The sequence below is a fragment of the Histophilus somni genome, assembly GCF_014202395.1.
Classification (GTDB): domain Bacteria; phylum Pseudomonadota; class Gammaproteobacteria; order Enterobacterales; family Pasteurellaceae; genus Histophilus; species Histophilus somni.
Genome location: NZ_JACHGQ010000003.1, coordinates 89,220 through 114,237 on the forward strand (window position 1 = coordinate 89,220; position 25,018 = coordinate 114,237).

General features: G+C 36.5%; 15 protein-coding genes and 4 tRNA genes. 14 read left to right on the forward strand and 5 right to left on the reverse strand.

All coding sequences use genetic code 11. The features are described 5' to 3' along the window. Nucleotides 1-130 precede the first annotated feature (130 nt). Together pnp and HNR69_RS02735 are read left to right on the forward strand one after the other, a co-directional pair. Nucleotides 131-2,272: a polyribonucleotide nucleotidyltransferase gene (gene pnp, locus HNR69_RS02730; protein ID WP_135026454.1), complete on the forward strand. Its 2,142-nt coding sequence runs from the start codon at nucleotides 131-133 to the stop codon at nucleotides 2,270-2,272. Nucleotides 2,273-2,674: 402 nt separating this feature from the next. Beyond that, nucleotides 2,675-4,480, forward strand: a complete 1,806-nt coding sequence (locus HNR69_RS02735; protein WP_075293764.1) for a DEAD/DEAH box helicase — start codon at nucleotides 2,675-2,677, stop codon at nucleotides 4,478-4,480. 61 nt (nucleotides 4,481-4,541) lie between these two features. Here HNR69_RS02735 and infA read toward each other — a convergent pair whose 3' ends face one another. Further along, nucleotides 4,542-4,760, reverse strand: coding sequence for a translation initiation factor IF-1 (gene infA, locus HNR69_RS02740; protein WP_005627617.1), 219 nt, complete (start codon nucleotides 4,758-4,760; stop codon nucleotides 4,542-4,544). A gap of 210 nt (nucleotides 4,761-4,970) precedes the next feature. Between infA and HNR69_RS02745 the strand changes: the two genes are divergently transcribed. The 6 genes from HNR69_RS02745 (at nucleotide 4,971) to HNR69_RS02770 (ending at nucleotide 11,544) form a co-directional block, all read left to right on the forward strand. Next, entirely contained in the window at nucleotides 4,971-5,642 is a 672-nt protein-coding gene (locus HNR69_RS02745; protein ID WP_075293765.1) for an acylneuraminate cytidylyltransferase family protein, read from the forward strand. A gap of 106 nt (nucleotides 5,643-5,748) precedes the next feature. Further along, nucleotides 5,749-6,756: a dTDP-glucose 4,6-dehydratase gene (rfbB, locus tag HNR69_RS02750; RefSeq protein ID WP_075293766.1), complete on the forward strand. Its 1,008-nt coding sequence runs from the start codon at nucleotides 5,749-5,751 to the stop codon at nucleotides 6,754-6,756. Nucleotides 6,757-7,034: 278 nt separating this feature from the next. After that, nucleotides 7,035-8,621 carry an L-lactate permease gene (locus HNR69_RS02755; protein ID WP_012340299.1) on the forward strand — a complete coding sequence of 529 codons (1,587 nt, stop codon included), beginning with the start codon at nucleotides 7,035-7,037 and terminating at the stop codon, nucleotides 8,619-8,621. 79 nt (nucleotides 8,622-8,700) lie between these two features. Next, complete coding sequence (locus HNR69_RS02760) at nucleotides 8,701-9,432, forward strand: (Fe-S)-binding protein (protein ID WP_011608864.1); 732 nt, start codon at nucleotides 8,701-8,703, stop codon at nucleotides 9,430-9,432. A gap of 1 nt (nucleotide 9,433) precedes the next feature. Continuing rightward, complete coding sequence (locus HNR69_RS02765; protein ID WP_075293767.1) at nucleotides 9,434-10,846, forward strand: LutB/LldF family L-lactate oxidation iron-sulfur protein; 1,413 nt, start codon at nucleotides 9,434-9,436, stop codon at nucleotides 10,844-10,846. Then, complete coding sequence (locus HNR69_RS02770; RefSeq protein WP_183405639.1) at nucleotides 10,846-11,544, forward strand: LutC/YkgG family protein; 699 nt, start codon at nucleotides 10,846-10,848, stop codon at nucleotides 11,542-11,544. Before HNR69_RS02765 ends, HNR69_RS02770 begins: the two co-directional genes overlap by 1 nt. A 73-nt stretch (nucleotides 11,545-11,617) precedes the next feature. Here the strand turns inward: HNR69_RS02770 and HNR69_RS02775 are convergent, their stop codons facing one another. Next, a complete protein-coding gene (locus tag HNR69_RS02775; protein ID WP_075293768.1) occupies nucleotides 11,618-13,330 on the reverse strand; it encodes a protein-disulfide reductase DsbD in 1,713 nt (570 codons plus the stop codon). Between the two features lie 207 nt (nucleotides 13,331-13,537). On the opposite strand from HNR69_RS02775, the gene arcA reads away from it, so the two are divergent. Next, nucleotides 13,538-14,254 carry a two-component system response regulator ArcA gene (arcA, locus tag HNR69_RS02780; RefSeq protein WP_011608868.1) on the forward strand — a complete coding sequence of 239 codons (717 nt, stop codon included), beginning with the start codon at nucleotides 13,538-13,540 and terminating at the stop codon, nucleotides 14,252-14,254. A gap of 182 nt (nucleotides 14,255-14,436) precedes the next feature. Here the strand turns inward: arcA and rluC are convergent, their stop codons facing one another. Continuing rightward, the gene (gene rluC / locus HNR69_RS02785; RefSeq protein ID WP_075293769.1) at nucleotides 14,437-15,417 is read right to left on the reverse strand and encodes a 23S rRNA pseudouridine(955/2504/2580) synthase RluC; all 981 of its coding nucleotides are present in this window, start codon (nucleotides 15,415-15,417) and stop codon (nucleotides 14,437-14,439) included. 418 nt (nucleotides 15,418-15,835) lie between these two features. Between rluC and rne the strand changes: the two genes are divergently transcribed. Continuing rightward, entirely contained in the window at nucleotides 15,836-18,664 is a 2,829-nt protein-coding gene (gene rne, locus HNR69_RS02790) for a ribonuclease E (RefSeq protein ID WP_075319941.1), read from the forward strand. Between the two features lie 289 nt (nucleotides 18,665-18,953). Here the strand turns inward: rne and HNR69_RS02795 are convergent. Further along, nucleotides 18,954-19,030 (reverse strand) — tRNA-Ile (locus HNR69_RS02795). Between the two features lie 91 nt (nucleotides 19,031-19,121). Next, complete coding sequence (polA, locus tag HNR69_RS02800; RefSeq protein WP_075293771.1) at nucleotides 19,122-21,977, reverse strand: DNA polymerase I; 2,856 nt, start codon at nucleotides 21,975-21,977, stop codon at nucleotides 19,122-19,124. A gap of 207 nt (nucleotides 21,978-22,184) precedes the next feature. Between polA and rep the strand changes: the two genes are divergently transcribed. The 4 genes from rep (at nucleotide 22,185) to HNR69_RS02820 (ending at nucleotide 24,652) form a co-directional block, all read left to right on the forward strand. Beyond that, nucleotides 22,185-24,197 (forward strand): DNA helicase Rep, encoded by a 2,013-nt coding sequence (gene rep, locus HNR69_RS02805; RefSeq protein WP_075293772.1) that lies wholly within the window; start codon nucleotides 22,185-22,187, stop codon nucleotides 24,195-24,197. A 121-nt stretch (nucleotides 24,198-24,318) separates the two neighbouring features. Beyond that, nucleotides 24,319-24,412: transfer RNA gene (locus HNR69_RS02810), tRNA-Ser, on the forward strand. 10 nt (nucleotides 24,413-24,422) lie between these two features. Next, nucleotides 24,423-24,499 (forward strand) — tRNA-Arg (locus HNR69_RS02815). A 76-nt stretch (nucleotides 24,500-24,575) separates the two neighbouring features. Next, a tRNA-Arg gene (locus HNR69_RS02820) sits at nucleotides 24,576-24,652 on the forward strand. Nucleotides 24,653-25,018 lie beyond the last annotated feature (366 nt).

The window sequence follows — 25,018 nt, forward strand, 5'->3', positions numbered from 1 at the left end:
GCTTAGCGTGCGGCTAACGAAAATAATTTTAGTAAAAGTAAAGAGCGGTGGTTTTTAAGATTATTTTTGCTAGTCGCAAATTGGAAAATAGAGCAATAAGATTAACTTACTAATTTATAAGGAAAATATTGTGAATCCAATTGTAAAACAATTTAAATATGGTCAGCACACTGTAACATTGGAAACAGGTGCGATTGCTCGTCAAGCTACAGCTGCTGTCATGGCGAGTATGGATGATACCTCTGTTTTTGTAACCGTTGTTGCTAAAAAAGATGTGAAAGAAGGTCAAGACTTTTTCCCGTTAACCGTTAATTATCAAGAGCGTACTTATGCTGCAGGTCGTATTCCTGGTGGTTTTTTTAAGCGAGAAGGTCGTCCATCCGAAGGTGAAACATTAATTGCTCGTTTAATCGATCGTCCAATTCGTCCGCTCTTTCCGGAGGGATTTTTCAATGAAATTCAAATCATTGCTACGGTAGTTTCTGTTAATCCGCAAATTAGTCCGGATTTAGTGGCAATGATTGGTGCATCAGCAGCTCTTTCATTGTCAGGTGTGCCATTTAACGGTCCTATCGGTGCGGCTCGAGTTGGTTTTATTAATGAGCAATTTGTGTTAAATCCAACCATGAATGAGCAAAAGCAAAGTCGTTTGGATCTTGTCGTTGCTGGTACTGACAAAGCTGTATTGATGGTTGAATCCGAAGCGGACATTTTAACTGAAGAGCAAATGTTGGCGGCAGTTGTTTTTGGTCATCAGCAACAACAAATTGTTATTGAGGCAATTAAAGAGTTTGCCGCCGAAGCAGGTAAACCTCGTTGGGATTGGACTGCACCGGAAGCAAACACCATATTGATTGAAAAAGTAAAATCTATTGCTGAGAATCGTTTAGGTGATGCTTATCGTATTACTGAAAAACAAGCTCGTTATGAACAAATTGATTTGATTAAAGCGGATGTAATTACGCAAGTTACGGCAGAAGATGAAACAATTAGCGAAGGAAAAATTATTGATATTTTCACCGCACTTGAAAGTCAGATCGTACGTGGTCGCATTTTAAGTGGTGAGCCTCGAATCGACGGTCGTACAGTGGATACTGTACGTGCATTGGATATTTGTACCGGCGTGTTACCTCGCACCCATGGTTCTGCGATTTTTACTCGAGGTGAAACTCAAGCGTTAGCCGTAGCGACACTTGGTACTGAGCGTGATGCACAAATTATTGATGAATTAACCGGTGAAAAGACTGATCACTTCTTATTCCATTATAATTTCCCTCCATATTCTGTGGGCGAAACAGGGATGATTGGTTCGCCAAAACGTCGTGAAATTGGACATGGTCGTCTTGCTAAACGTGGTGTTGCGGCAGTGATGCCTAGCTTGTCTGAATTCCCTTATGTAGTACGTGTTGTTTCTGAAATTACTGAATCTAACGGTTCTTCTTCAATGGCATCGGTATGTGGAGCCTCTCTTGCATTAATGGATGCGGGCGTACCGATTAAAGCGGCGGTTGCAGGTATTGCAATGGGATTGGTGAAAGAAGAAGATAATTTTGTCGTACTGTCCGATATTTTAGGCGATGAAGATCATTTAGGTGATATGGACTTTAAAGTTGCAGGAACTCGTGAAGGTGTAACCGCACTTCAAATGGATATTAAAATTGAAGGCATTACTGCAGAAATTATGCAAATAGCTTTGAACCAAGCTAAAAGTGCACGTATGCACATTTTAGGCGTAATGGAGCAAGCAATCCCAGCACCAAGAGCAGATATTTCTGATTTTGCACCACGCATTTATACAATGAAAATTGATCCGAAGAAAATCAAAGATGTAATCGGTAAGGGCGGTGCGACAGTTCGTTCTTTGACTGAAGAGACAGGTACATCTATTGATATTGATGACGACGGTACAGTAAAAATTGCCGCTGTAGATAAAAACGCCGTTCAGGAGGTGATGTCTCGCATTGAAGATATTACAGCAGAAGTTGAGGCGGGCGTTGTTTATAAAGGTAAAGTAACTCGTCTTGCGGACTTTGGTGCCTTTGTTGCTTTAGTAGGTAACAAAGAAGGTCTGGTGCATATTTCTCAAATTGCGGAAGAGCGTGTTGAGAAAGTGAGCGATTATCTTACAATTGGTCAAGAAGTAATAGTTAAAGTTTTGGAAATTGATCGTCAAGGTCGCATCCGTTTAACTATGAAAGAGTTGGCGAAAGACCAAACTAAGAATGAAGAAAATCTTCTGCAATCGGAAGAGGGTTCTCCGGTTCAAGAGTAAATTTGATAGAGTAACTTGAAGGGCAAATTATATTTGCCCTGTACTGTATCTGATTACTTTCATCAATATAGTGTTTTAAATGTGCTATCCATTGAAATTTAATCAATAATCTTTTTGTTTATCTTCATTGTTATTTGAACAATATTGAAATTTTGAATGAAGCCATTTATCCAGCAAAACAAGACTCAATATAAGCAAGCAAATAAAGCTTGTTGTTTTTAATTAGGCATATATTTCCGTTGGGTATCGTTTTGCCGAACTTGTAAAATTGATTGACAAGTAAATAATCCATGATGAATGAACTCAAACATGGATTCCGTGTTGTGAAACGAGCTTTACAACGATTAATTAACCTAAGGCAAAAGCATATTGAGCTTTCCTTTTTACATTCGAGTATTTTTAATGACTGAAACAACAATTACTTTTAATGATTTAGGGTTACCTGAATTCATCCTTAATGCAGTGTCCGAAATGGGCTTTTCAACTCCTTCCCCAATTCAACAGGCTTGTATCCCGCATCTATTAAATGGGCATGATGTGCTTGGCATGGCACAAACCGGTAGTGGAAAAACAGCGGCATTTTCTTTGCCATTATTGGCGAAAATTGATACTAATGAAAAATATCCACAAATGTTAGTAATGGCACCAACCCGTGAGTTGGCTATTCAAGTTGCTGATGCTTGTGAACAGTTTGTGAAGTTTTCTAAGGGGATGCGTATTGTTACTCTGTACGGCGGACAACGTTACGATATTCAATTAAGAGCTTTAAAACAAGGTGCTCAAGTGGTCGTCGGAACACCGGGGCGTATTTTAGATCATATTCGTCGTGGTACATTGGATCTGTCAAATTTACAGTCTATTGTATTAGATGAAGCGGATGAAATGCTACGCATGGGATTTATTGATGATGTTGAAACCGTCATGGCGGAGCTTCCAGAGCAACACCAGACCGCACTTTTCTCTGCAACGATGCCTGCTCCAATTAAACGAATTACAAAACGCTTTATGCACAGTCCGCAAGAAGTAAAAATTCAGTCAACACAACGTACTGCACCGGATATTACGCAAAGCTGTTGGTATGTTCGCGGTTTTCGTAAAAATGAAGCATTGTTGCGTTTCTTAGAAGTGGAAGATTTTGATGCTGCAATTATTTTTACTCGAACTAAAACAGCTACATTAGATGTCACTGAATTATTGGAAAAACACGGGTTTCGTGCAGCTGCATTAAATGGAGACATGACACAGCAATTACGTGAGCAAACATTAGATCGTCTTCGCAATGGAAGTCTTGATATTTTAGTGGCGACTGATGTTGCGGCTCGTGGTTTAGATGTTGAACGTATTAGTTTAGTTGTTAATTATGATATTCCGCTGGATGCGGAAAGTTATGTTCACCGTATTGGGCGTACAGGCCGAGCAGGTCGTGCGGGCCGTGCGATTTTGTTTGTTGAGCCTAAAGAGCGTCGTTTATTGGGGAATATTGAACGCTTAATGAAAAAAGCAATTGAAGAAGTGGAAATGCCTAATCATCTTGCTTTACAAGAATGTCGCCGTAAAAACTTCGTGGCTAAAATCACTAAGCAATTAGAACATCATGATCTAGAACAATATCGTAGCTTATTGGAAGATTTATTTACGGCAGATCAGGATCAGGAAGACATTGCCGCAGCTATGTTGATGTTATTACAAGGCAAACAAAAACTTATTCTTCCTGAAGATCCGGTGTTTGAAAAACATTCACGACGTAATGATCGTAGAGAGAGAGGGGAGCGTCGAGGTAAAGAAAATCCACGTTCTGAGCGTCATGGGTATGGTATTCCGCAACCAATGGATTTATATCGTATTGAAGTCGGTAGATGTGATGGTGTCGAGGTTCGTCATATTGTAGGTGCAATTGCAAATGAAGGGGATATTCAAAGTCGTTATATTGGACATATTAAACTTTATGACACTTATTCAACGATTGAATTGCCACAGGGCATGCCAAAAGAATTGTTACAAGTATTTGCTAAAACGCGTGTATTAAATAAACAGATGCGTATGTCTTTCGTAAGTGCGGTCAATTCTGAGGAAGAGTTTGAAGCCGGCTCAGGTGGTAAACGAAAAGGGCGTTATGAACGTGAGTTTCGTGGTGGACGTAAATTTAATGAAAAAAGTAACCGCTCTTTTTCTGAACAGCGTAAAGAACGTAGAGAAAGAAAGAGATAAAAGCAAAGGGGCTATTACAGCCCCTTCTTTCTGATAAAGCAAATAATTAATAAAAATTTTATTAACGACTGCGGAAAATAATACGACCTTTACTCAAATCATAAGGTGTCATTTCAACCGTTACTTTATCTCCTGTTAAAATACGAATATAGTTTTTACGCATCTTTCCTGAAATATGTGCAGTTACGACATGACCGTTTTCTAATTCCACACGAAACATCGTATTTGGCAAGGTTTCTAAAATTGTTCCCTGCATTTCAATGCAATCTTCTTTAGCCATTTATTCCTCTAAATATGAATGAAAAAATAAAAACTTCGGGATTATACTCTATTAATGAGAAAGACGAAAAGAATTTATTCTATTAAAGGGATATTATTTTTATTTAGTTAATATTGAAAAATTTATCGGATTGAAAAATTGTATTTACTGACTAAAAAGATTAGTATTTGACTGAAGTTATACTATATTTTTTATTAAAAAGGATAATCTATGGCAAGAATTGCAATTATTCCCGCTAGGGCAGGTTCCAAAGGTATTAAGGACAAAAATCTCCAATTGGTAGGCGGTATTTCATTGGTCGGTAGAGCTATTTTAGCGGCACAAGAATCTGGTGTGTTTGATCAAATTGTTGTTAATTCTGATGGTGAGAATATTCTCAATGAGGCTGAAAGGTATGGTGCGAAAACATTTTTACGTCCTTCTGAGCTGGCACAAAGTGATACGAGAACGATAGATGTTATTTTACATTATTTGAATGAATTAAAGATTGAAAAAGGAAGTGTTACTCATCTTCAACCTACCTCTCCTTTAAGAAGCGGAATAGATATTAGGAATGCAATGGAAATTTTTTCAGGAGGGTGTAAATCAGTTATATCAGCTTGTGAATGTGAACATCATCCTTATAAATCTTTCATTATGGAAAATAATGAGATTATTCCACATAGAGAAATCAGTGATTTTGAAGCACCTCGTCAGCAATTACCTAAAGCATATCGAGCAAATGGCGCTATCTATATTAATGATATTGAAGCACTATTAAAGAACAAATATTTTTTTATTCCTCCAATAAAATTCTATTTTATGCCAACTCATTGCTCTGTTGATATTGACAATACGCTGGATCTGCAAATTGCAGAAAAATTAATTCAAAATCAATATTAGAGGTTATATTTTTAAGGATAAAAATCAGCGAGATGTGTCGATTATTCGCTATGCTAAAATTGTGCTGTGTTAGCAATTTTCAAACTTTGATTTATATTTGGAAGACATGAACATTCTCATTACAGGGGGAGCCGGATTTATCGGCTCTGCACTTATTCGTTATCTACTGACTGAAACTGAACATACTATCATTAATGTGGATAAATTAACCTATGCAGCCAACCTTGATAGCTTACAAAGTGCGGTGCTCAATCCACGTTATTTTTTTGAGCAAGCTGATATTGTTGATCAACCTGTGATAACTCAAATATTTGAGCAATATCAGCCTGATGCAGTAATTCATTTGGCGGCAGAAAGTCATGTAGATCGCTCAATTGCAGCAAGTACTGAATTTATTCAAACCAATATTGTAGGGACATTTGCTTTGCTTGAGGTTACTCGTCATTATTGGCTTAAATTGCCTGCAAATAAAAAAGAGCGGTTCGTTTTTCAACATATTTCTACGGATGAAGTTTATGGTGATTTAATTGACTCTGAACAGGCTTCTACTGAAAGTAGCCCTTATCAACCAAGCAGTCCATATTCGGCTTCGAAAGCAGCTTCGGATCATTTAGTAAGAGCATGGTATCGTACCTACGGTTTACCTATTCTAATTACGCATTGTGCTAATAATTATGGACCTTTCCAACATTCGGAAAAATTAATTCCACGTATGATTTTAAATGCAGTGCAAGGGAAACCTTTGCCTATTTATGGAGATGGTTTGCAAATTCGGGATTGGTTATTTGTAGAAGATCATGTACGGGCTTTATATAAAGTATTACAAAAAGGAAAAATCGGAGAGAGTTATAATATCAGTGCAAATTGTGCAAAAACCAATCTAGAAGTGGTGCAGACAATTTGCGATTTATTAGAACAGTTAGTACCAAATAAACCTAAAGGAATAAAGCAATATCATGAGTTGATTATTCATGTCGAGGATCGTCTTGGTCATGATAAGCGTTATGCCATTGATGCTTACAAAATCCAAACGTCTTTGGGCTGGACACCTTTACAAGATTTTACCGCCGGCCTACGTAAAACCGTTCAATGGTATTTGAACAATGGAAATTGAAGAAATGGTTAAGACTGTTAGTTAAGCAGAGTAGTGATACACACAACGACAGGTTTAATATTTCGTATGCAGTATGTAAAATAGCTAATCATTAAGAGGTATATACAAGGTTTAAATAAAAAACGTTACATAAAAATTAAACAAAAAATTAACAAAAGTGTGATTTTTGTCATATTTTTGTAACATTAGGTTTATTTTTTCTTCTATTTTTGTTTACAATTCACATCGCATATATCGTTGCAATTATATCTTATAATTTATTTACTGGAGTAAGTTTTATGGCCCTCTTTTTGAGTATCTTTCCTATCGTTTTATTAATTTATTTAATGGTAAAACGTAACGCATTACCTTCTTATTTGGCATTACCTTGGATTGCCGCTGTTGTATTAATTATTCAGTTAGTTTTCTTCGGTACAGATATTAAGATTGTGAGTGCAAATATTGCATCTGCACTTGTAGCAGTTCAAACACCTATCACTGTTATTTTAGGTGCTATTTTATTCAATCGTTTCTCTGAAGTATCAGGTGCGACGAATATATTACGTAAATGGCTTGGTACTATTAACCCAAATCCGGTGGCACAATTGATGATCATCGGTTGGGCGTTTGCTTTTATGATTGAAGGGGCTAGTGGTTTTGGAACGCCGGCGGCGATTGCCGCACCTATTCTTGTCGGTCTAGGTTTCCCTGCGATTAAAGTAGCTGTTTTGACACTTATTATGAACTCTGTGCCTGTATCATTCGGTGCGGTAGGTACACCAACTTGGTTTGGTTTTGGTCCTCTTCATTTGGGCGACGGTCAAATTTTGGAAATCGGTGCTATGACAGCATTAATTCACGCTTTCGCTGCATTGGTGATTCCTTTAATTGCCTTAAGTTTCGTTGTAAGTGTCAAAGAAATTCGTCGAAATATTATCTATGTTTATTTAAGTGTATTTGCTTGTGTTATTCCATATATTTTATTGGCACAAGTAAACTATGAATTCCCGTCATTAGTTGGTGGTGCAATAGGGTTACTTATTTCAATTCTACTTGCTAATAAAGGTATTGGCTTGGCTAAGGTTGAAAATAATATTGAAGCTGCGGTTCCTTTTAATGACGTAGTGAAAGCATTATTTCCTACCGCACTTTTAATTGCTATTTTGATTATCACTCGCCTCCAACAGTTACCGTTCAAAGCGATGATGAACGATGCGACAACTTGGTTTGCAGTTCAATTGGGTTCGTTAGGGCGTTTTGAAATCAGCCATGGTTTAATTTTCAGCCTGAAAGACATTTTTGGTACATCAATTAATTCCAGCTATAAATTATTGTATGTGCCGGCACTGATTCCATTTGTTGTAACAGTATTAATTGCTATTCCGGTATTTAAAGTATCGGCAGCAAATACAAAAGATATTTTCGTTACCAGCTTCCAACAAACTAAAAATCCATTCTTTGCACTTGTCGGAGCATTGATTATGGTGAATTTAATGTTAGTGGGTGGAGATGGTTCAATGGTGAAAATTATCGGTAAGAGTTTCGCTGCTGCAACAGGAGAGTATTGGACTGTCTTCTCTGCTTATTTAGGTGCTGTCGGAGCATTTTTCTCTGGATCCAATACAGTATCTAACCTGACATTTGGTAGTGTTCAGTTATCAACTGCAGAGTTAACCGGCTTATCAACTTCATTAATTCTTGCGTTACAATCTGTCGGTGGTGCAATGGGTAACATGGTATGTATTAATAATATTGTTGCAGTAAATTCAGTATTGAATATCCAAAACCAAGAAGGGGCAATTATTAAGAAAACAGTTATTCCAATGGTAATATATGGTATTATTGCCGCACTGGTTGCATTGTTTGTTATCCCGATTTTTTTCTAAATAATGTATACTTTTGGTAAGCAGTATTCTTTGATGCTGCTTACTTTTATTTATTTTAAATTGAAATATTGGAGTTCTTATGAATGTCAATTTTTATGTCACTTGTATTGCTGATGTGGTGAAGGCAGGCGTGGCAAAAAATACAGTATTGTTGTTAGAGAAACTAGGTTGCAAGATTATCTTCTTGGAAAAGCAAGGATGTTGTGGTCAGCCTGCAATGAATAGTGGCTATACAAAGCAAGCATTGGAAGGAATGAAGAATTTAGTATCAACTTTTGAGGTAAATGATTATCCAATTGTTGCACCGGCAGGATCTTGTGTTTACGCAATTAAAACTTATCCTGAGCAATTTTCTCGTTTCGGTGAAACTGAATGGGCAGAAAGAGCTCAAAAGGTTGCTGATCGGTTTCATGATCTTACTGATTTTATTGTAAATAAATTAAAAGTAACTAATGTTGGTGCAAAATTAACAGGTAAGGCTGTTTATCATCCATCTTGTAGCTTATCTCGTAAATTGGGTATTGTGAATGAACCTTTAACACTTTTACAAAATGTAAAAGGATTGGAGCTTTTACCTATTACTAACCAGCAAACTTGCTGCGGATTCGGTGGTACATTTTCGGTAAAAATGGCAGAAATCTCCGGAGAAATGGTCACTGAAAAAGTTGAGCATATTACAGAAGTTGAACCTGAGTATTTAATTGGTGCTGATGTGAGTTGCTTAATTAATATTGGTGGAAGATTGAACCGAGAAGGCAAAAAGATTAAAGTCATGCACATTGCTGAAGTATTAATGCAGGAGGATAAATAAGATGTCACTAAAAACCAGTAATCTTGCATTTAAACAGCGTGTGGACAATCAAATCCATAATGAAATGATGCGTAAAGCGGTAGTTAAAGCTCAAGAAACTATCGGTGCTAACCGTCAAAAAATGGTTGATGAATTGGGGCATTGGGAAGAATGGCGTGATTTAGCCAAACAAATTCGTAATCATGTTTTAGCAAATTTAGATGCTTACTTATATCAATTGAGCGAGAAAGTTCAGCAAAATGGTGGAAAAGTTTACTTTGCTGAAACCGCTGAAGAGGCTACTCAATATATTCGTCAAGTTGCGTTAGAAAAAAATGCTAAAACAATTGTTAAATCAAAATCAATGGTAACTGAAGAAATTGGTTTAAATGAAGTGCTTGAAAAGGAAGGCATGAAAGTCGTTGAAACTGATTTAGGCGAATATTTATTACAAATTGTTGGAGATAAACCTTCTCATATTGTTGTACCTGCTATTCATAAAGATCGTCATAGAATTCGCCAAGAATTACATGATGCCTTAGGTTATAAAGGAACGGAACAACCGGAAGAAATGAATGCTTTTGTGCGTAAAACATTGCGTAAAGATTTCCTTGAAGCTGATATTGGTATTTCCGGTTGTAATTTTGCTGTTGCTGAAACAGGCTCGGTATGTTTGGTTACTAATGAAGGAAATCTGCGTTTAGCTACAACAGTACCGAAAACCCATATTGCAGTAATGGGTATGGAGCGTTTAGCACCAACCTTCCAAGAAGTAGATGTATTAATCACCATGCTTGCTCGTAGTGCGGTAGGTGCAAAATTAACGGCTTATAATACATGGTTGACAGGTCCTCGTCTTGAAGGCGAAACCGATGGTCCAGAAGATTTTCATTTGGTTATTGTGGACAATGGTCGTTCATCTATTTTGGAAAGTGAATTTAAGGAAGTATTACGTTGTATTCGTTGTGGTGCTTGCTTAAACACTTGTCCTGCATATCGTCAAATTGGGGGACATGGTTATGGTTCTATTTATCCGGGTCCAATTGGATCGGTAATATCTCCTTTATTGGGAGGTTATGAAGAATTTAAAGAATTACCTTATGCTTGTTCTCTTTGTACTGCCTGTAACTCAGTTTGTCCGGTTAAAATTCCATTGGCACAACTCATCTCAAAACATCGTGAACACATTGCACAAGCTGGTATGACACCAATGTTAGAACGGTTGTCTATTTTTGGCTTTACTTTAGCAAACTCAAATCCGACGTTATGGAAAATAGGTGTAAAAATTGGTGCTAAAGTGGCGGCTAAAGTGATTAAAAACGGTAAAGCACCAATTGAGGTTGGAGCGTTGGCAGAGTGGACTAAAGCTCGTGATTTACCAACACCAGATGGCGAGAGTTTCCGTCAATGGTTCCAAAATAGAGGTAAAAATTAATGGATTTACAAAATCGTGATAACTTTTTAAATAAATTAGCTACCAAAATGGGCAGACCTCGTCAATTCATTCCTGAGCCTATGCCTGAGTTGGTCAATAATTATCCGACAACGCGTTTAACTGAGTTGAGCAAAACCGACTTAGTTGATGAGTTTGTGCGTTTTGCTAAAGTGATGATGGCGGATGTTATTGAAACAAGTGAAGCTGAACTAAACCGCACTTTACTGGAAGTTTGCGAGAAATATGGTGGCGGTAGTGTTATTTTAAATAATGACAAAAGATTAGCTGATTTGGGTATTTTGCAATCTGTCCAAGAAAAATACGATAGTTATATTTGGGATTTAAATCAAACGGAAGAAAATTTTGCCCAAGCGGAGAAAGCTAATATTGGTATTGTGTATGGTGAGTATGAGTTGGCAGAATCCGGTGGCATTGTTTTATTTTCGGATAAAGATTTTGGCCGTTCAGTGAGTTTATTACCGGAAAAATCCATTGTGGTTTTACGTAAAAGCACCGTTTTACCACGAGTTGCACAATTGGCTAAGATTTTACATGAAAAGGCACAACGAGGAGAAAGGATGCCTTCTTGTATAAATATTATTTCGGGACCGAGTGCTACAGCAGATATTGAGTTAATTAAAGTCGTTGGTGTACATGGACCGGTACATAAAATTTATATTGTTATTGATGACTTATAATTGATAATTAAATCGTTAAAAAATGACCGCACTTATGTGTTGAAGTGCGGTCATTTCTTATTTGATTTATAGGTTATGGCAACACATTACTTTTAAGCCATTGTTCAAATTCATTATTGTTCATAAAACCTGTTATACGAGCTTGTTCTATTTCCTTTCCTGATTGATCAAAGAAAATGATAGTCGGCAATCCTAAAACAGTCAGTTGCTTCATGAGTTCAGTATTGTCCGGACTGTTTTTGGTCATATTTACTTGTAACAGTAAGATATGCTCAAATAAAGGCTGTACATTTGAAGCACTGAACGTATATTTTTCAAACTCTTTGCAGGCAACGCACCAATCAGCATAAAGATCCAACATGGCAACCGATTTTGGATTATTAGCAAGAACGTGTTGCAATTCTGCATAATTTTGAATGCGTTGGAATTGAGAATGAGAGGGGTGTTGTTGAACTGCGTTTTGTTCGTGATTCCAATTTGAATTGAGCAAGAATAGTGCGGTAAAAACAAAGGCGATAATCCAACCTAACCAGTTTTTTCTTAATTGAATAAAAAACCAGACAATGAAAGCAAACAACCAGCTTGCCCATAAATAATCACTATATTCAGGTAAAACACGAGAAAGTAGGAAAATAGGTAACAGTAACATGACGAAACCGAAAGCAGCTTTGACCTTTTCCATCCAAACACCTGACTTTGGTAGAATTTTGTTGCCAAATAAAGTAATTAACATCAGAGGAATGCCCATGCCTAGGGCCAATAAATAGAGTGTAAATGCACCCGTTGTGAGATCGCCGGTTTGAGCTACATAAAGTAATGCTCCTGATAATGGCGCGGAAGTACAGGGAGAGGCAACAAGACCTGCAATCATTCCCATCACAAAAACACCGCCAAAAGCACCGCTCTTTTGTTGTTGGCTGAGTAAGGTGAGTTTAGTTTGTAGCGAGCTTGGCAGTTGTAGAGTAAAGACTCCAAACATGGATAATGCTAATAGAATAAAAATAACGGATAGGCTGACCAGTACGTAAGGACTTTGCAGTGCTATTTGAAATGGTAATCCGATTGCCGCTACAATTAATCCCAATAATGTATAGGTGAGTGCCATACCTTGTACATAAGCAAAGCTTAACCCCAATGCTCGTAAACTATTCGGTCTTTGATTTGCACCGATAATAATCGCTGACAATAAGGGAAGCATAGGTAAGACGCAAGGAGTAAATGCAAGCCCTAAGCCTAACAAGAAAAAACCTAATGGTGCGTATTTGTTATTTAATAAGTTTGCAGCAAGTTGATTTTGTTCAGGGTGTTGCATGGCAGTTTTTCCCGCAACACTTAACAGATCTTTGTTAATAGAGATTTCTTGAGTTTCAGGCGGATAACAAAGTCCTTTGGTACAACCTTGATAGGTAATGAGTGCTTTATTAAAAGAACTATCCGTTGGAAGATTGATGGATAGATCTAATTGATGGCGATAAATCTCAGTTTCTCCAAAAAATTCATCTTGATGTAGCTCAGCGGTAGGGAAATGAAGATTCTCAATAGAAACACGTTGATTTTTGTTATCATCATTCACTAATTCAATGCTGATTTCTTTTTTATACAGATAATAGTTTTCAGCGATAGCCCAATGAAGATCAAGTTTTTTTCCTTCTTGTTGACTACTGAATTGAAATGCTTCATGGCTTTTTAAAAATTGTGTTTTTTTACCAAAAATGTTTCCTTGTGTTTGAGATGCAAAAAAAAGTGCGGTGAAAAAAATATAAAAAATAGTTAAAATTTTTTTCATTCAAATGATCCCTTTCTAAATAGTTCAATCGTTCAATTTATGCAGGGCGACATAATATCTGTGGCATCAGATTAAAACAAGCGTTTTATGATCTACGTCATGAAATCTAGCTGTATGGAAAAAATTATCTCTTTTCACTTGTTACGATAATGTTGCAATTATACAATAAGCCCCGAACTGAATTGGATTATATTCTAGGAATAAAGTATGAACATACCGCAAATTTTGATTGTTGAAGATGAAGTGATTACTAGAAATATGTTAAAAAGTATCTTTGAGGCTGAAGGCTATAATACACTGGAGGCGGCTGATGGTAATCAAATGCATCGTATACTTGCTACATGTGAAATTAACTTAGTTATTATGGATATTAATTTACCGGGGAAAAATGGTTTAATGTTGGCACGTGAATTGCGTGAAAATACAAATACAGCATTAATGTTTTTAACCGGTCGAGATAATGAAGTAGATAAGATTTTAGGTTTGGAAATCGGTGCGGATGATTATATTACTAAACCGTTTAATCCCCGAGAATTGACTATTCGTGCAAGAAATCTTTTACAGCGTACGATGCAAGAAATACCTAAATCTGGCACCAGTCAGGTAGAACAGTATAGATTCAATGGTTGGACATTAGATTTAAATTCACGTTCTTTAATTAATCCTGACGGAGAAGAATATAAATTACCTCGTAGCGAATTTCGAGCAATGTTGCATTTTTGTGAAAACCCAAGGAAAATTCAAACTCGTGAAGAGCTATTGAGAAAAATGACGGGAAGGGAATTAAAACCACAAGATCGTACAGTAGATGTAACAATTCGTCGTATTCGAAAACATTTTGAAGATCATGCAGATACTCCGGAAATTATTACTACTGTTCATGGTGAAGGTTATCGTTTCTGTGGTGAATTAGAAGAAAACTAATTAATTTGAATAGGGTAAAAAGTGTCATCTTTTGGTATTTTTTGTATTGGTTTGCACATTGCCCTTTTTCTAAAAATGAATTGAAAATAGATCTCACTACTTTTTCTAGTCTAATATTTTGATAAGAAAAGCATTTTTAAGTAACGGAAATCTTGATTGGAAATCTCTTAAAAAATAATAAGTCAAAGAGTTTTATTTTTTATTTCTCGTAAGACTTGTAAAATATTTTTCATTGCGAGATCTAATGGAGCAACTAGGCGTAGCCTTTCCCCTGTTTTAGGATGTTCAAAACAAATAGCAAAAGCATGCAAGAATAAACGGTTTAAGCCAAGTGCGGTCATTTGTTGATTAAAATTTTTATCACCATATTTATCATCAAGTGCGATAGGATGACCTGCGTATTGGGTATGTACACGAATTTGATGAGTTCTTCCTGTAATAGGAGATGCCTTAACTAAAGTAGCATTATTATAACGTTCTTCAATGCTAAACTTTGTTTCTGAAGGCTTACCTTGTTCACTTACTTTTACAATTCGTTCGCCACTCGTAAGTTCATTTTTCAACAATGGTGCTTGTATCATCTTACAATGAGATTGCCAATGACCACGAACTAATGCCAGATATTCTTTTTGTATGGTTTTTTCACGTAGTTGCTCATGTAGGCTACGTAAAGCAGATCGTTTCTTTGCAATAAGCAATATACCTGAAGTATCTCTGTCCAAGCGGTGTACTAATTCTAAAAAACGTGCTTCAGGGCGTAATGTACGTAATGCTTCTATTGCTCCAAAATTTAATCCGCTACCGCCATGTACTGCAAGGCCTGAAGGCTTGTTTAACACCAATAAATAATTGTCTTCAAAGATAATTTGTTGTTCCAACTGTGCGACTTTATTCAATTTTTTTGAAATAGGGGTATGTTCTTTTTCCGCAATACGAACCGGTGGAATTCTAACAATATCGCCATTTTGTAGTTTATACTCAGGTTTAATTCTGCCTTTGTTGACCCTTACTTCACCTTTACGCAAAATTCGATAAATCAAACTTTTGGGTACGCTTTTCAATTTTGCCAACAAAAAATTATCAATACGCTGTCCACTTTCATCTTCATTGATTGTTAGTATTTTTACACTTTGGTTTATGATTTTTTCATTAATATGTGTCATTTTTAAATTTTTTCAGCTTATCAAATTGTTATGTATCATAGCATAAAAATAGGAATTACCTTGCTAAAATTTATTTATCAGTAGATAATAGAGCCTATTTTTGGGTAGGTAAAATACTCAAAACTAAATAAGTCATCATTGATCATTTTTTAATGCTGCGAATGGCGTAAGACATTAATATATGAAGTGATTTCTTGGTAGATTAAAGTAAACGACAGCTTGCAAAATTAAACATTTCAATAATTTTGTTTGTATTAAGAAAGCTATTTTAACACCCGTCTTAATAACGCATTCAATGCATCCGGCAACTGACAGTCGAGAGACAGGCATTTTGTGACAGATAAGAGGTAGATTGCGAAGCAAAGAGCGGTTATTTTAATGCTAATTTTGATAATAAAATTTAGAGAAAATTTAGACAATGAAAAGAATGTTGATTAATGCAACTCAAAAAGAGGAGTTGCGTGTTGCTTTAGTTGATGGGCAACGTTTATTTGATTTGGATATTGAAAATCCTGGACATGAACAAAAAAAAGCAAATATTTACAAAGGTCGTATTACTCGTGTTGAACCGAGTTTGGAAGCCGCATTTGTTGATTATGGTGTAGAAAGACATGGTTTTTTACCTTTAAAAGAAATTGCACGGGAGTATTTTCCGGATGATTACGTTTATCAAGGTCGTCCGAATATTCGAGATATTTTATCTGAGGGGCAAGAAGTTATTGTTCAGGTCAATAAAGAAGAACGCGGTAACAAAGGAGCTGCCTTAACAACCTTTGTGTCTTTGGCTGGAAGTTATTTAGTCATTATGCCTAATAATCCTCGTGCAGGTGGAATTTCACGTCGTATTGAAGGGGATGAACGTTTAGAATTAAAAGAGGCATTAAGCTCTTTGGACGTGCCTGAAGGCGTTGGCTTAATTGTTCGTACTGCCGGTGTCGGTAAATCACCTGAAGAATTACAGTGGGATTTAAAAGTCTTGTTACATCACTGGGAAGCGATTAAACAAGCCTCTCAAAGTCGTCCTGCCCCCTTTTTAATTCATCAAGAAAGTGATGTGATTGTTCGTGCTATTCGTGATTATTTACGCCGTGATATTGGCGAAATATTAATTGATAGCCCGAAAGTGTATGAGAAAGCGAAAGCACATATTAAATTAGTGCGTCCCGATTTTATTAACCGAGTTAAACTTTATCAAGGTGAAGTTCCTCTGTTTAGCCATTATCAAATTGAATCACAAATTGAATCTGCGTTCCAGCGGGAAGTAAGATTGCCTTCCGGCGGTTCCATTGTTATTGATGCTACAGAGGCATTAACCGCAATTGATATTAACTCGGCTCGTTCTACACGGGGGGGTGATATTGAGGAAACGGCTTTAAATACAAATTTAGAAGCGGTGGATGAGATTGCTCGTCAATTACGTTTACGTGATTTAGGCGGGTTAATTGTTATTGATTTTATTGATATGACACCGGTACGTCATCAACGTGAAGTTGAAAATCGTATGCGAGAAGCTGTTCGTCAGGATCGTGCTAGAATTCAAATTAGCCGTATTTCACGTTTTGGCTTACTGGAAATGTCACGTCAGCGTTTAAGTCCTTCATTGGGTGAATCAAGTCATCATGTTTGCCCTCGTTGTCAGGGAACGGGAAAAATACGTGATAATGAATCTTTATCATTGTCTATTTTACGTTTACTTGAGGAAGAGGCATTAAAAGAAAATACCAAACAAGTTCATACTATTGTTCCTGTTCAAATTGCTTCTTATTTATTGAATGAAAAACGGAAAGCGATCCATAGTATTGAGAAACGTCATAATGTTGATATTGTGGTAGCTCCGAATGAAGCCATGGAAACCCCGCACTTTAGCGTTTTTCGTGTTCGTGAAGGTGAGGAAATAAATGAGTTAAGTTATAACTTAGCTAAGTTGCATGAAATGAATGATGAGACTTATGTTGTTGAGGACGCTTTTATTTCTCGTCACCTTGAAAATTCAGCAGCAACAGTGGAAAGTGCAGTCGAGAATGCGGCGGTTTCATTAGCTATTGAAACTCCGGCACCAATGCCACAAGAAAGAAAACAAGAGAGAGAATCCTTATTGAGACGTATTATTGAGGGGATTAAAAACTTGTTTGCTGATAATTCAAGTAAAAATAAAAAAAACAAAAATACTCGTCAGAATAAAAATGCTCGTCATAATCGTCGTAACCAAGATCGTCGTTCTAGCCGTCGTATTCGTCAAGAGCATGAGATTAAATCTGATGAAAATAATAAATTAGATACACAGCATTCTCATTATACTGAACGTTATTCTAAGCATGCTAAGAAAGGCGTTGATGATCCGAAAATTCAGACAAAGAAAGCGGGTGAGTTGGAAATTCATACAAAAGATGATGAGACTATTGAAACAATTCAGCCTCGTCGCCAACGTCGTGATTTGCGTAAGAAAGTTAGAGTTGAGGAAAATTTAGTTGATACGCCAAATTTGGTATCAACTGAAGAACACGTTGAAAATGAAAAAACAACAGAGCCTGTTACAAGTTTAGAACAAGCGGTTTTACAGACAGAAAATGAGAAAACTCATGAACGTCAAGATAATAACTATCGTCATCGACGCTTACCTCGTCATTTAAGAGTGAATAATCAAAGACGTCGTCGTAATGTAGAGTTGAAATCTGCGATTCCTCTATTTGCTGCGGTAGCATCTCCGGAGTTAGCGAGTGGGAAAGTTTGGGTTGATGTTAATGTAGTTAATTCAAAAAATAACAATTTTTTATCTGTAGATGAATTACTAAAACAGCAATATCAACAAGAGGAAATTGAAGTTGTTATTCCTGCTAGTGAAATCTTGATGGATACTCAATCTGATGATATTAAGCCTTTAAGTAACTTTGTTAGCCAACCAGCAAATGAAGCAGTTGAAAAGAAAGTTCAAGAAACCTTGCAACGTTTAACTCAAGAGGTGGTTGACGAATCATCAACAATCGAACGCACAGAGGTAGATACTAATATTTCTGTACCTGAGTTTGTACGTGAATATCAGTTTAACGGACGATTGGGGACAATTTCTGCGGTTATGCATACGAAAGCAGAAATGACACTTGCCAAGTCAAGTGATGAGCCAATGCAGCCTTTCTCAATCGTTGAATGGCAAGATTCTCGTTATTATTTCTATGGTAGAGGAGCGGCAGGACATCATTGTGCAATCAGCCATGTTTATTCTGAACCTGCTAATACTAAAATAGAATAAATATTTTACATGAATGAAAATTCCACGCTTGAATGGAACATGAGGAAATCATGGACAATACAAGCGTGGATTTTTGTTTTTATAAAGTCATAAAATAGGTATAACAAAGAAAAATCTATAGAATAACTTTCTTGGTTCTGATGGAAAATATCGTAAAACTTCTTTTTGTTCTTTCGCAAGTGAGTATCGGCTCAAAACACTCTGTCATAGGTACATTGTAGTAGAGAAGAGTTTGCCATAGTTTAGAAATTTTGAAAATGTTTCAATACGTTGCAGGATAGGGGTTAAATGGTCCCCCCTACCGGACTTGAACCAGTGACCAAGCGATTATGAGTCGCCTGCTCTAACCAACTGAGCTAAAGGGGGACAGGTCGTGGATTATATTGAATAAAAATAATAAAGTCTATAAAAAGGAGATTAAAAGCTTAAAATTCATTCAATCTCTTGATTTCAACTATTAATGTGCCTCATCCCAATTATCACCCACACCAATATCCACAATTAATGGGACTGATAAATGTGCCGCATTTTCCATTAAAGACTTAATTAATGCAGAATATTCATCTACCTTATTTTCTTTCACTTCAAATACCAATTCATCATGAACCTGCATGATCATTTGAATATCATTTTTTTTGATTTCGTTATGAATAGCAATCATAGCTAATTTAATAATATCTGCCGCAGTACCCTGCATTGGTGCATTTATCGCCACTCGTTCAGCTCCTTTACGGCGTATTGCATTAGATGAATTGATTTCAGGCAAATATAGACGGCGTCCAAATAATGTTTCTACATAGCCCTGCTCTTTTGCTTTTTCTCGAATATCAACCATAAAAGTTTGCACTCCCGGATAACGTTGGAAATATAGATCCATATATTTTTGAGCATTTGCCCGTGAAATGCCAAGTTGATTAGATAAACCAAAAGAACTCATTCCATAAATCAAGCCAAAGTTAATTGCTTTTGCACTTCGACGTTGTTCACTTGTTACTTCATTTAATGGAATACCGAAAATCTCAGCTGCCGTAGAACGATGAATATCTTTTCCCTCATTAAATGCCATAATCAAACCATTATCTTGAGATAAATGTGCCATAATTCGTAATTCAATTTGTGAATAGTCTGCGGCAATAATTTTATACCCCTTACGTGCAATAAAGGCTTGGCGAATACAACGACCTTCTTCATTTTTAATCGGAATATTTTGTAAATTGGGATCGCTGGAAGATAAACGTCCCGTTGCTGTTACTGCTTGATGATAAGATGTATGCACTCGTCCGGTTTTTTTGTTCACCATTGAAGGCAATTTATCAGTGTAAGTAGATTTTAATTTTGCTAATCCACGATGTTCCATCAATAATTTAGGCACAATATGTCCCTGTTGAGCTAGCGTTTCCAATACATCTTCATTTGTTGAAGGTGCACCTTTTGGGGTTTTTGCAATGATAGGTAAGGCTAATTTAGTAAAGAGAATTTCTTGTAGTTGTTTGGTTGAAGCTAAATTAAATTCTGCTCCCGCTTCTTGATAAACTTGTTGCTCAAGTGCGGTCAATCTTCTCGCAATTTTTTCAGATTGCTTTAACAATGCCTGACTATCAATTAGTACACCATTGCGTTCCATCTTTGATAATACTTTTACCAAAGGCAACTCAATATCATTAAATACCTTCACTAAACTTGGCGATTGTTGTAATTCTTGCCAGAGGACTTGATGTAATTTCATTGTAATATCCGCATCTTCAGCAGCATATTCTGTCGCTTGAGCAATGGCAATTTTATCAAACGTTACTTGTTTTTTTCCTTTACCGGCAATACTTTCAAATTCAATAACTTGATGTCCTAAATATCGTTCCGATAAGGCACCCATATTATGTCGTCCTGTGCTGTCAAGCACATAGGATTGTAGCATCGTATCAAAACAAACACCGTTTAATTGAATATGATGATTGGCAAAAATAGTTAAATCATATTTAATATTTTGTCCAATTTTTTGAATAGACGGATTTTCTAGCAACGGCTTTAATTGTGCTAGACACGTCTCTTTATTTAATTGATTTTTTACAAGCTCAAATTGTTCAGCATTTTGTTCTGATTCAGTGAATAAATCTGTTTGTGTTATTTCTTTTACAGCTTGTTTATGAGCCAGAGGAATATAGCAAGCCTCGCCGTTGGTCAGTGCAAAGGAAATACCGACAAGATTAGCACGCATAGGATCTAAAGCATCGGTTTCCGTATCAACAGCAATAAGATCTGCCTGTTGAAGTTTTTCCAGCCAACTATTTAATTTCTCTTGAGTATCAATAGTTTCATATGAAGTGCGGTCGATTTTAATCGTTTTTTTGACCGCACCTTTCGACTCAGAGGCACTATTTGTTTGAGTTTTATCAAGTTTAATTTCTTGCTGAGTTGCTTTGGTAAGTGAGCTTTCACCGCTTATCACTTCGTTTAGCCAACGTTTAAATTCATAACGAGCAAAGTATTCAATCAATTGATCTTGGTTATTTTGCCCCAACACGAGTTGATCCGGTGTAATATCTAACTCAACGTTGGTTTTTATTGTTGCTAAAAGGTAAGATAAATCCGCATCTGCCTTGGCGGAGGATAGTTTCTCCCCGAGTTTTTTTGATCCTCTAACTGATAATCCAGCCACTTTTTCTAAATTTGCATAAATTTCCGCCATACTCCCAATGCCTTGCAACAATCCCAATGCTGTTTTTTCACCGACACCGCTAACTCCCGGAATATTATCGGAGCTGTCGCCCATTAGTGCTAAATAATCAACAATTAATTCAGGCGGAATACCATATTTGTCTATTACACCATCTCTATCCAGTAAACTGTTATTCATGGTATTGATCAACATAATATTATCATCAACCAATTGTGCCATATCTTTGTCGCCGGTGCTAATTAGAACATTTTTTCCCTGTTGAGAGGCCTGAACCGCTAATGTACCGATTACATCATCAGCCTCGACACCTTCAACAGACAACAGCGGAATTCCTAGTGCTTTGATAATATTGTGTAATGGCTGAATTTGTTGACGTAAATCATCTGGCATAGGGGGACGATGGGATTTATATTGTTCAAATATTTCATCACGGAACGTTTTTCCCTTTGCATCAAATACAACCGCTATATGGGTCGGTTGAACCTGAGCAATTAAACTTTTTAGCATATTCAATACGCCATACATTGCACCTGTCGGTTCGCCAAGAGAATTTGTTAATGGAGGAAAAGCATAGAATGCACGATATAAATAAGAAGAACCATCTACAAGAACAAGCGGATTTTCAGCAATTTTAGCCATAATAGAATAATCTCAAATAACACAAAGAGCGGTTATTATAGAGCAAATTTTTGAGGGAGGCGAATTTGAAACCGGAATAAACAAGACTGAAAAGAATATATTTTAAGCAATGCAAAATAAATCCTTAGACTTACGCAACTTAAAGCAATACAATTTCCCATCAATTTTGTCGATGTTTTTAACCGCACTTTTAAACCAAAAGATCTTATGAAACTCAATGCTCAACAACAACAAGCCGTAGAATACACGCAAGGTCCTTGCTTAGTTTTAGCCGGTGCCGGCTCCGGTAAAACTCGGGTTATTATTAATAAAATTGCTTATTTAATTGAGCATTGTGGCTACTTACCAAAACAAATTGCTGCTGTCACATTTACTAACAAAGCGGCTAGAGAAATGAAAGATCGTGTTGCACATTCAATTGGTAAAGAAAAAACAAGAGGTCTGCTTGTTTCAACTTTTCATACTTTAGGTTTTGACATTATTAAACAAGAATACAAACATCTCGGTTTTAAAGCCAATATGACCTTATTTGATGAATATGATCAAATGGCATTATTAAAAGAGATTACGGCAGATCTATTAAAAGAAGATAAGGAGCTATTGCAAGAGACAGTTTCGGCGATCTCTCGTTGGAAAAATGATCTTATTCTTCCTAAACAAGCGTTCACTCAAGTAAGAGACAGCAAGCAACAAACTTTTGCCAAGTGTTATGAGCGTTACAATAATCAAATTCGTGCCTACAATGTATTAGATTTTGACGATTTAATTATGTTGCCCACTTTATTATTTCTCCAAAATCAAGAAGTGCGGTCTAAATGGCAAGAAAAAATTCGTTATTTATTAGTTGATGAATATCAAGACACCAATACAAGTCAATATGAATTGGTGAAGTTATTAGTCGGTCAACATACTCACTTTACTGTAGTTGGTGATGATGATCAGTCTATTTACTCATGGCGAGGTGCACAACCGCAAAATATGGCTCGGTTAAAAAATGATTTTCCACAATTACAAGTTATTAAACTGGAACAAAATTATCGTTCTAACCAGCGTATTTTGCATTGTGCCAACATCTTAATCGCAAATAATGATCATGTATTTGAAAAACGTTTATTTTCTACTTTAGAGCAAGGTGAAAAACTACAAGTTCTGGAGGCAAAAAATGAGGAGCATGAAGCGGAGCTGGTCGTTGGAGAATTAATCACCCATCGTTTTATGTATAAAACCAGTTATCGTGATTATGCAATATTGTATAGAGGAAATCATCAATCAAGACTATTCGAGAAAGTCTTAATGCAAAATCGAATTCCCTATAAAATCTCAGGGGGAACTTCTTTTTTCTCTCGAGCAGAGATTAAAGATATGATGGCTTATTTACGTGTACTGATAAATCAAGATGATGATGCGGCTTTATTACGTATTATTAATACACCCAAACGAGAAATAGGCTCCGCTACTTTGGCAAAAGTTGGAAAACTTGCTCAAGAAAAACATATTAGCCTTTTTGACGCTATTTTTGATTTTGACTTAATTCACCAACTCAATCCCAAATCCTATAATGCCTTACAAGGCTTTGCATATTGGATTGTCGAACTCAATGATGAAATTCAACGCTCAGAGCCTGAGCAAGCAATCAAACGAATGTTGGCACAGTTACATTATGAAGAATATTTATATGAACACGCCAACAACCCTAAAATTGCAGAAATGCAAAGCAAAAATGTAGCCACGTTATTTGAATGGGTTGCAGTTATGCTAAAAGGAGATGAGTTCAATGAACCTATGTCTCTTAGTCAGGTTGTCAGCCATCTGACGCTACGAGATATGTTGGAACGCAATGAAACTGATGAAGAAAGTAATCAAGTGCAATTGATGACATTACATGCCTCGAAAGGTTTGGAGTTTCCACACGTTTTTTTAATCGGAATGGAAGAAAATATTCTGCCACATCAAACCAGTATTGATGAGGATAATGTTGAAGAAGAACGGCGTTTAGCTTATGTAGGTATTACTAGAGCACAAAAATCTCTCACATTTTCTTTATGCAAAGAGCGGAAACAATTTGGTGAGATTTTCAAGCCTGAGCCCAGTCGTTTTTTATCTGAGTTACCCCAAGATGATCTTCAATGGGAGAGAAATGAAACACATGCAACAGAACAAGAAAAAAAAGAAATGAAAAATGCCGGATTTGCCAGTTTAAGGGCGATATTAAATCAATAATGCTACCTATTATAAATTTTATACCTACTTTGTAGATAAATCAGACAACCAAATAAATTTTATAAAAAATCGTTTGACTTATTTTTAGAAAAACGTATTATACCGCCCACAAACCGATTGTGGTGAGATGGCCGAGCCGGCTGAAGGCGCTCCCCTGCTAAGGGAGTATGGGGTCAAAAACTCCATCGAGGGTTCGAATCCCTCTCTCACCGCCATTTACTCAGTGCATCCGTAGCTCAGCTGGATAGAGTACTCGGCTACGAACCGAGCGGTCAGAGGTTCGAATCCTCTCGGATGCGCCATGTTGATTTTTGATTTTATTGAACTCTACAATAAAACATACACAATAATATATTCGGTTAAAAATCAAACTAATACGCACCCGTAGCTCAGCTGGATAGAGTACTCGGCTACGAACCGAGCGGTCAGAGGTTCGAATCCTCTCGGGTGCGCCATTCATCAAAAAACCTGATAAACAACCAACTATAGCCCAATGATCTAAAATAAAAAATGCTTGAAAATCAAGTATTTTCGCCTATCTAAAAACAAAGTATTATATTTATATACAGTATAAATTATGATCTAAAAAAGCCTTTTATAGAAATTAACTGTTACAAAAAATGATCCAACAACCCAAAAAAGTGTACCAAGCAAAAGAAAGGAGTATCAAATGGATACATTCAGCAAAAGAAATGACAAATGGCGAGCAATAGTCCGCAAAAAACATCATAAAAACAAAAAACATTTCGCATAAAAACTCAAGCGTTTACCTAGGCGAACAAAATAGAAATGGAAATAATGGAAAACTTATACCAAGATGT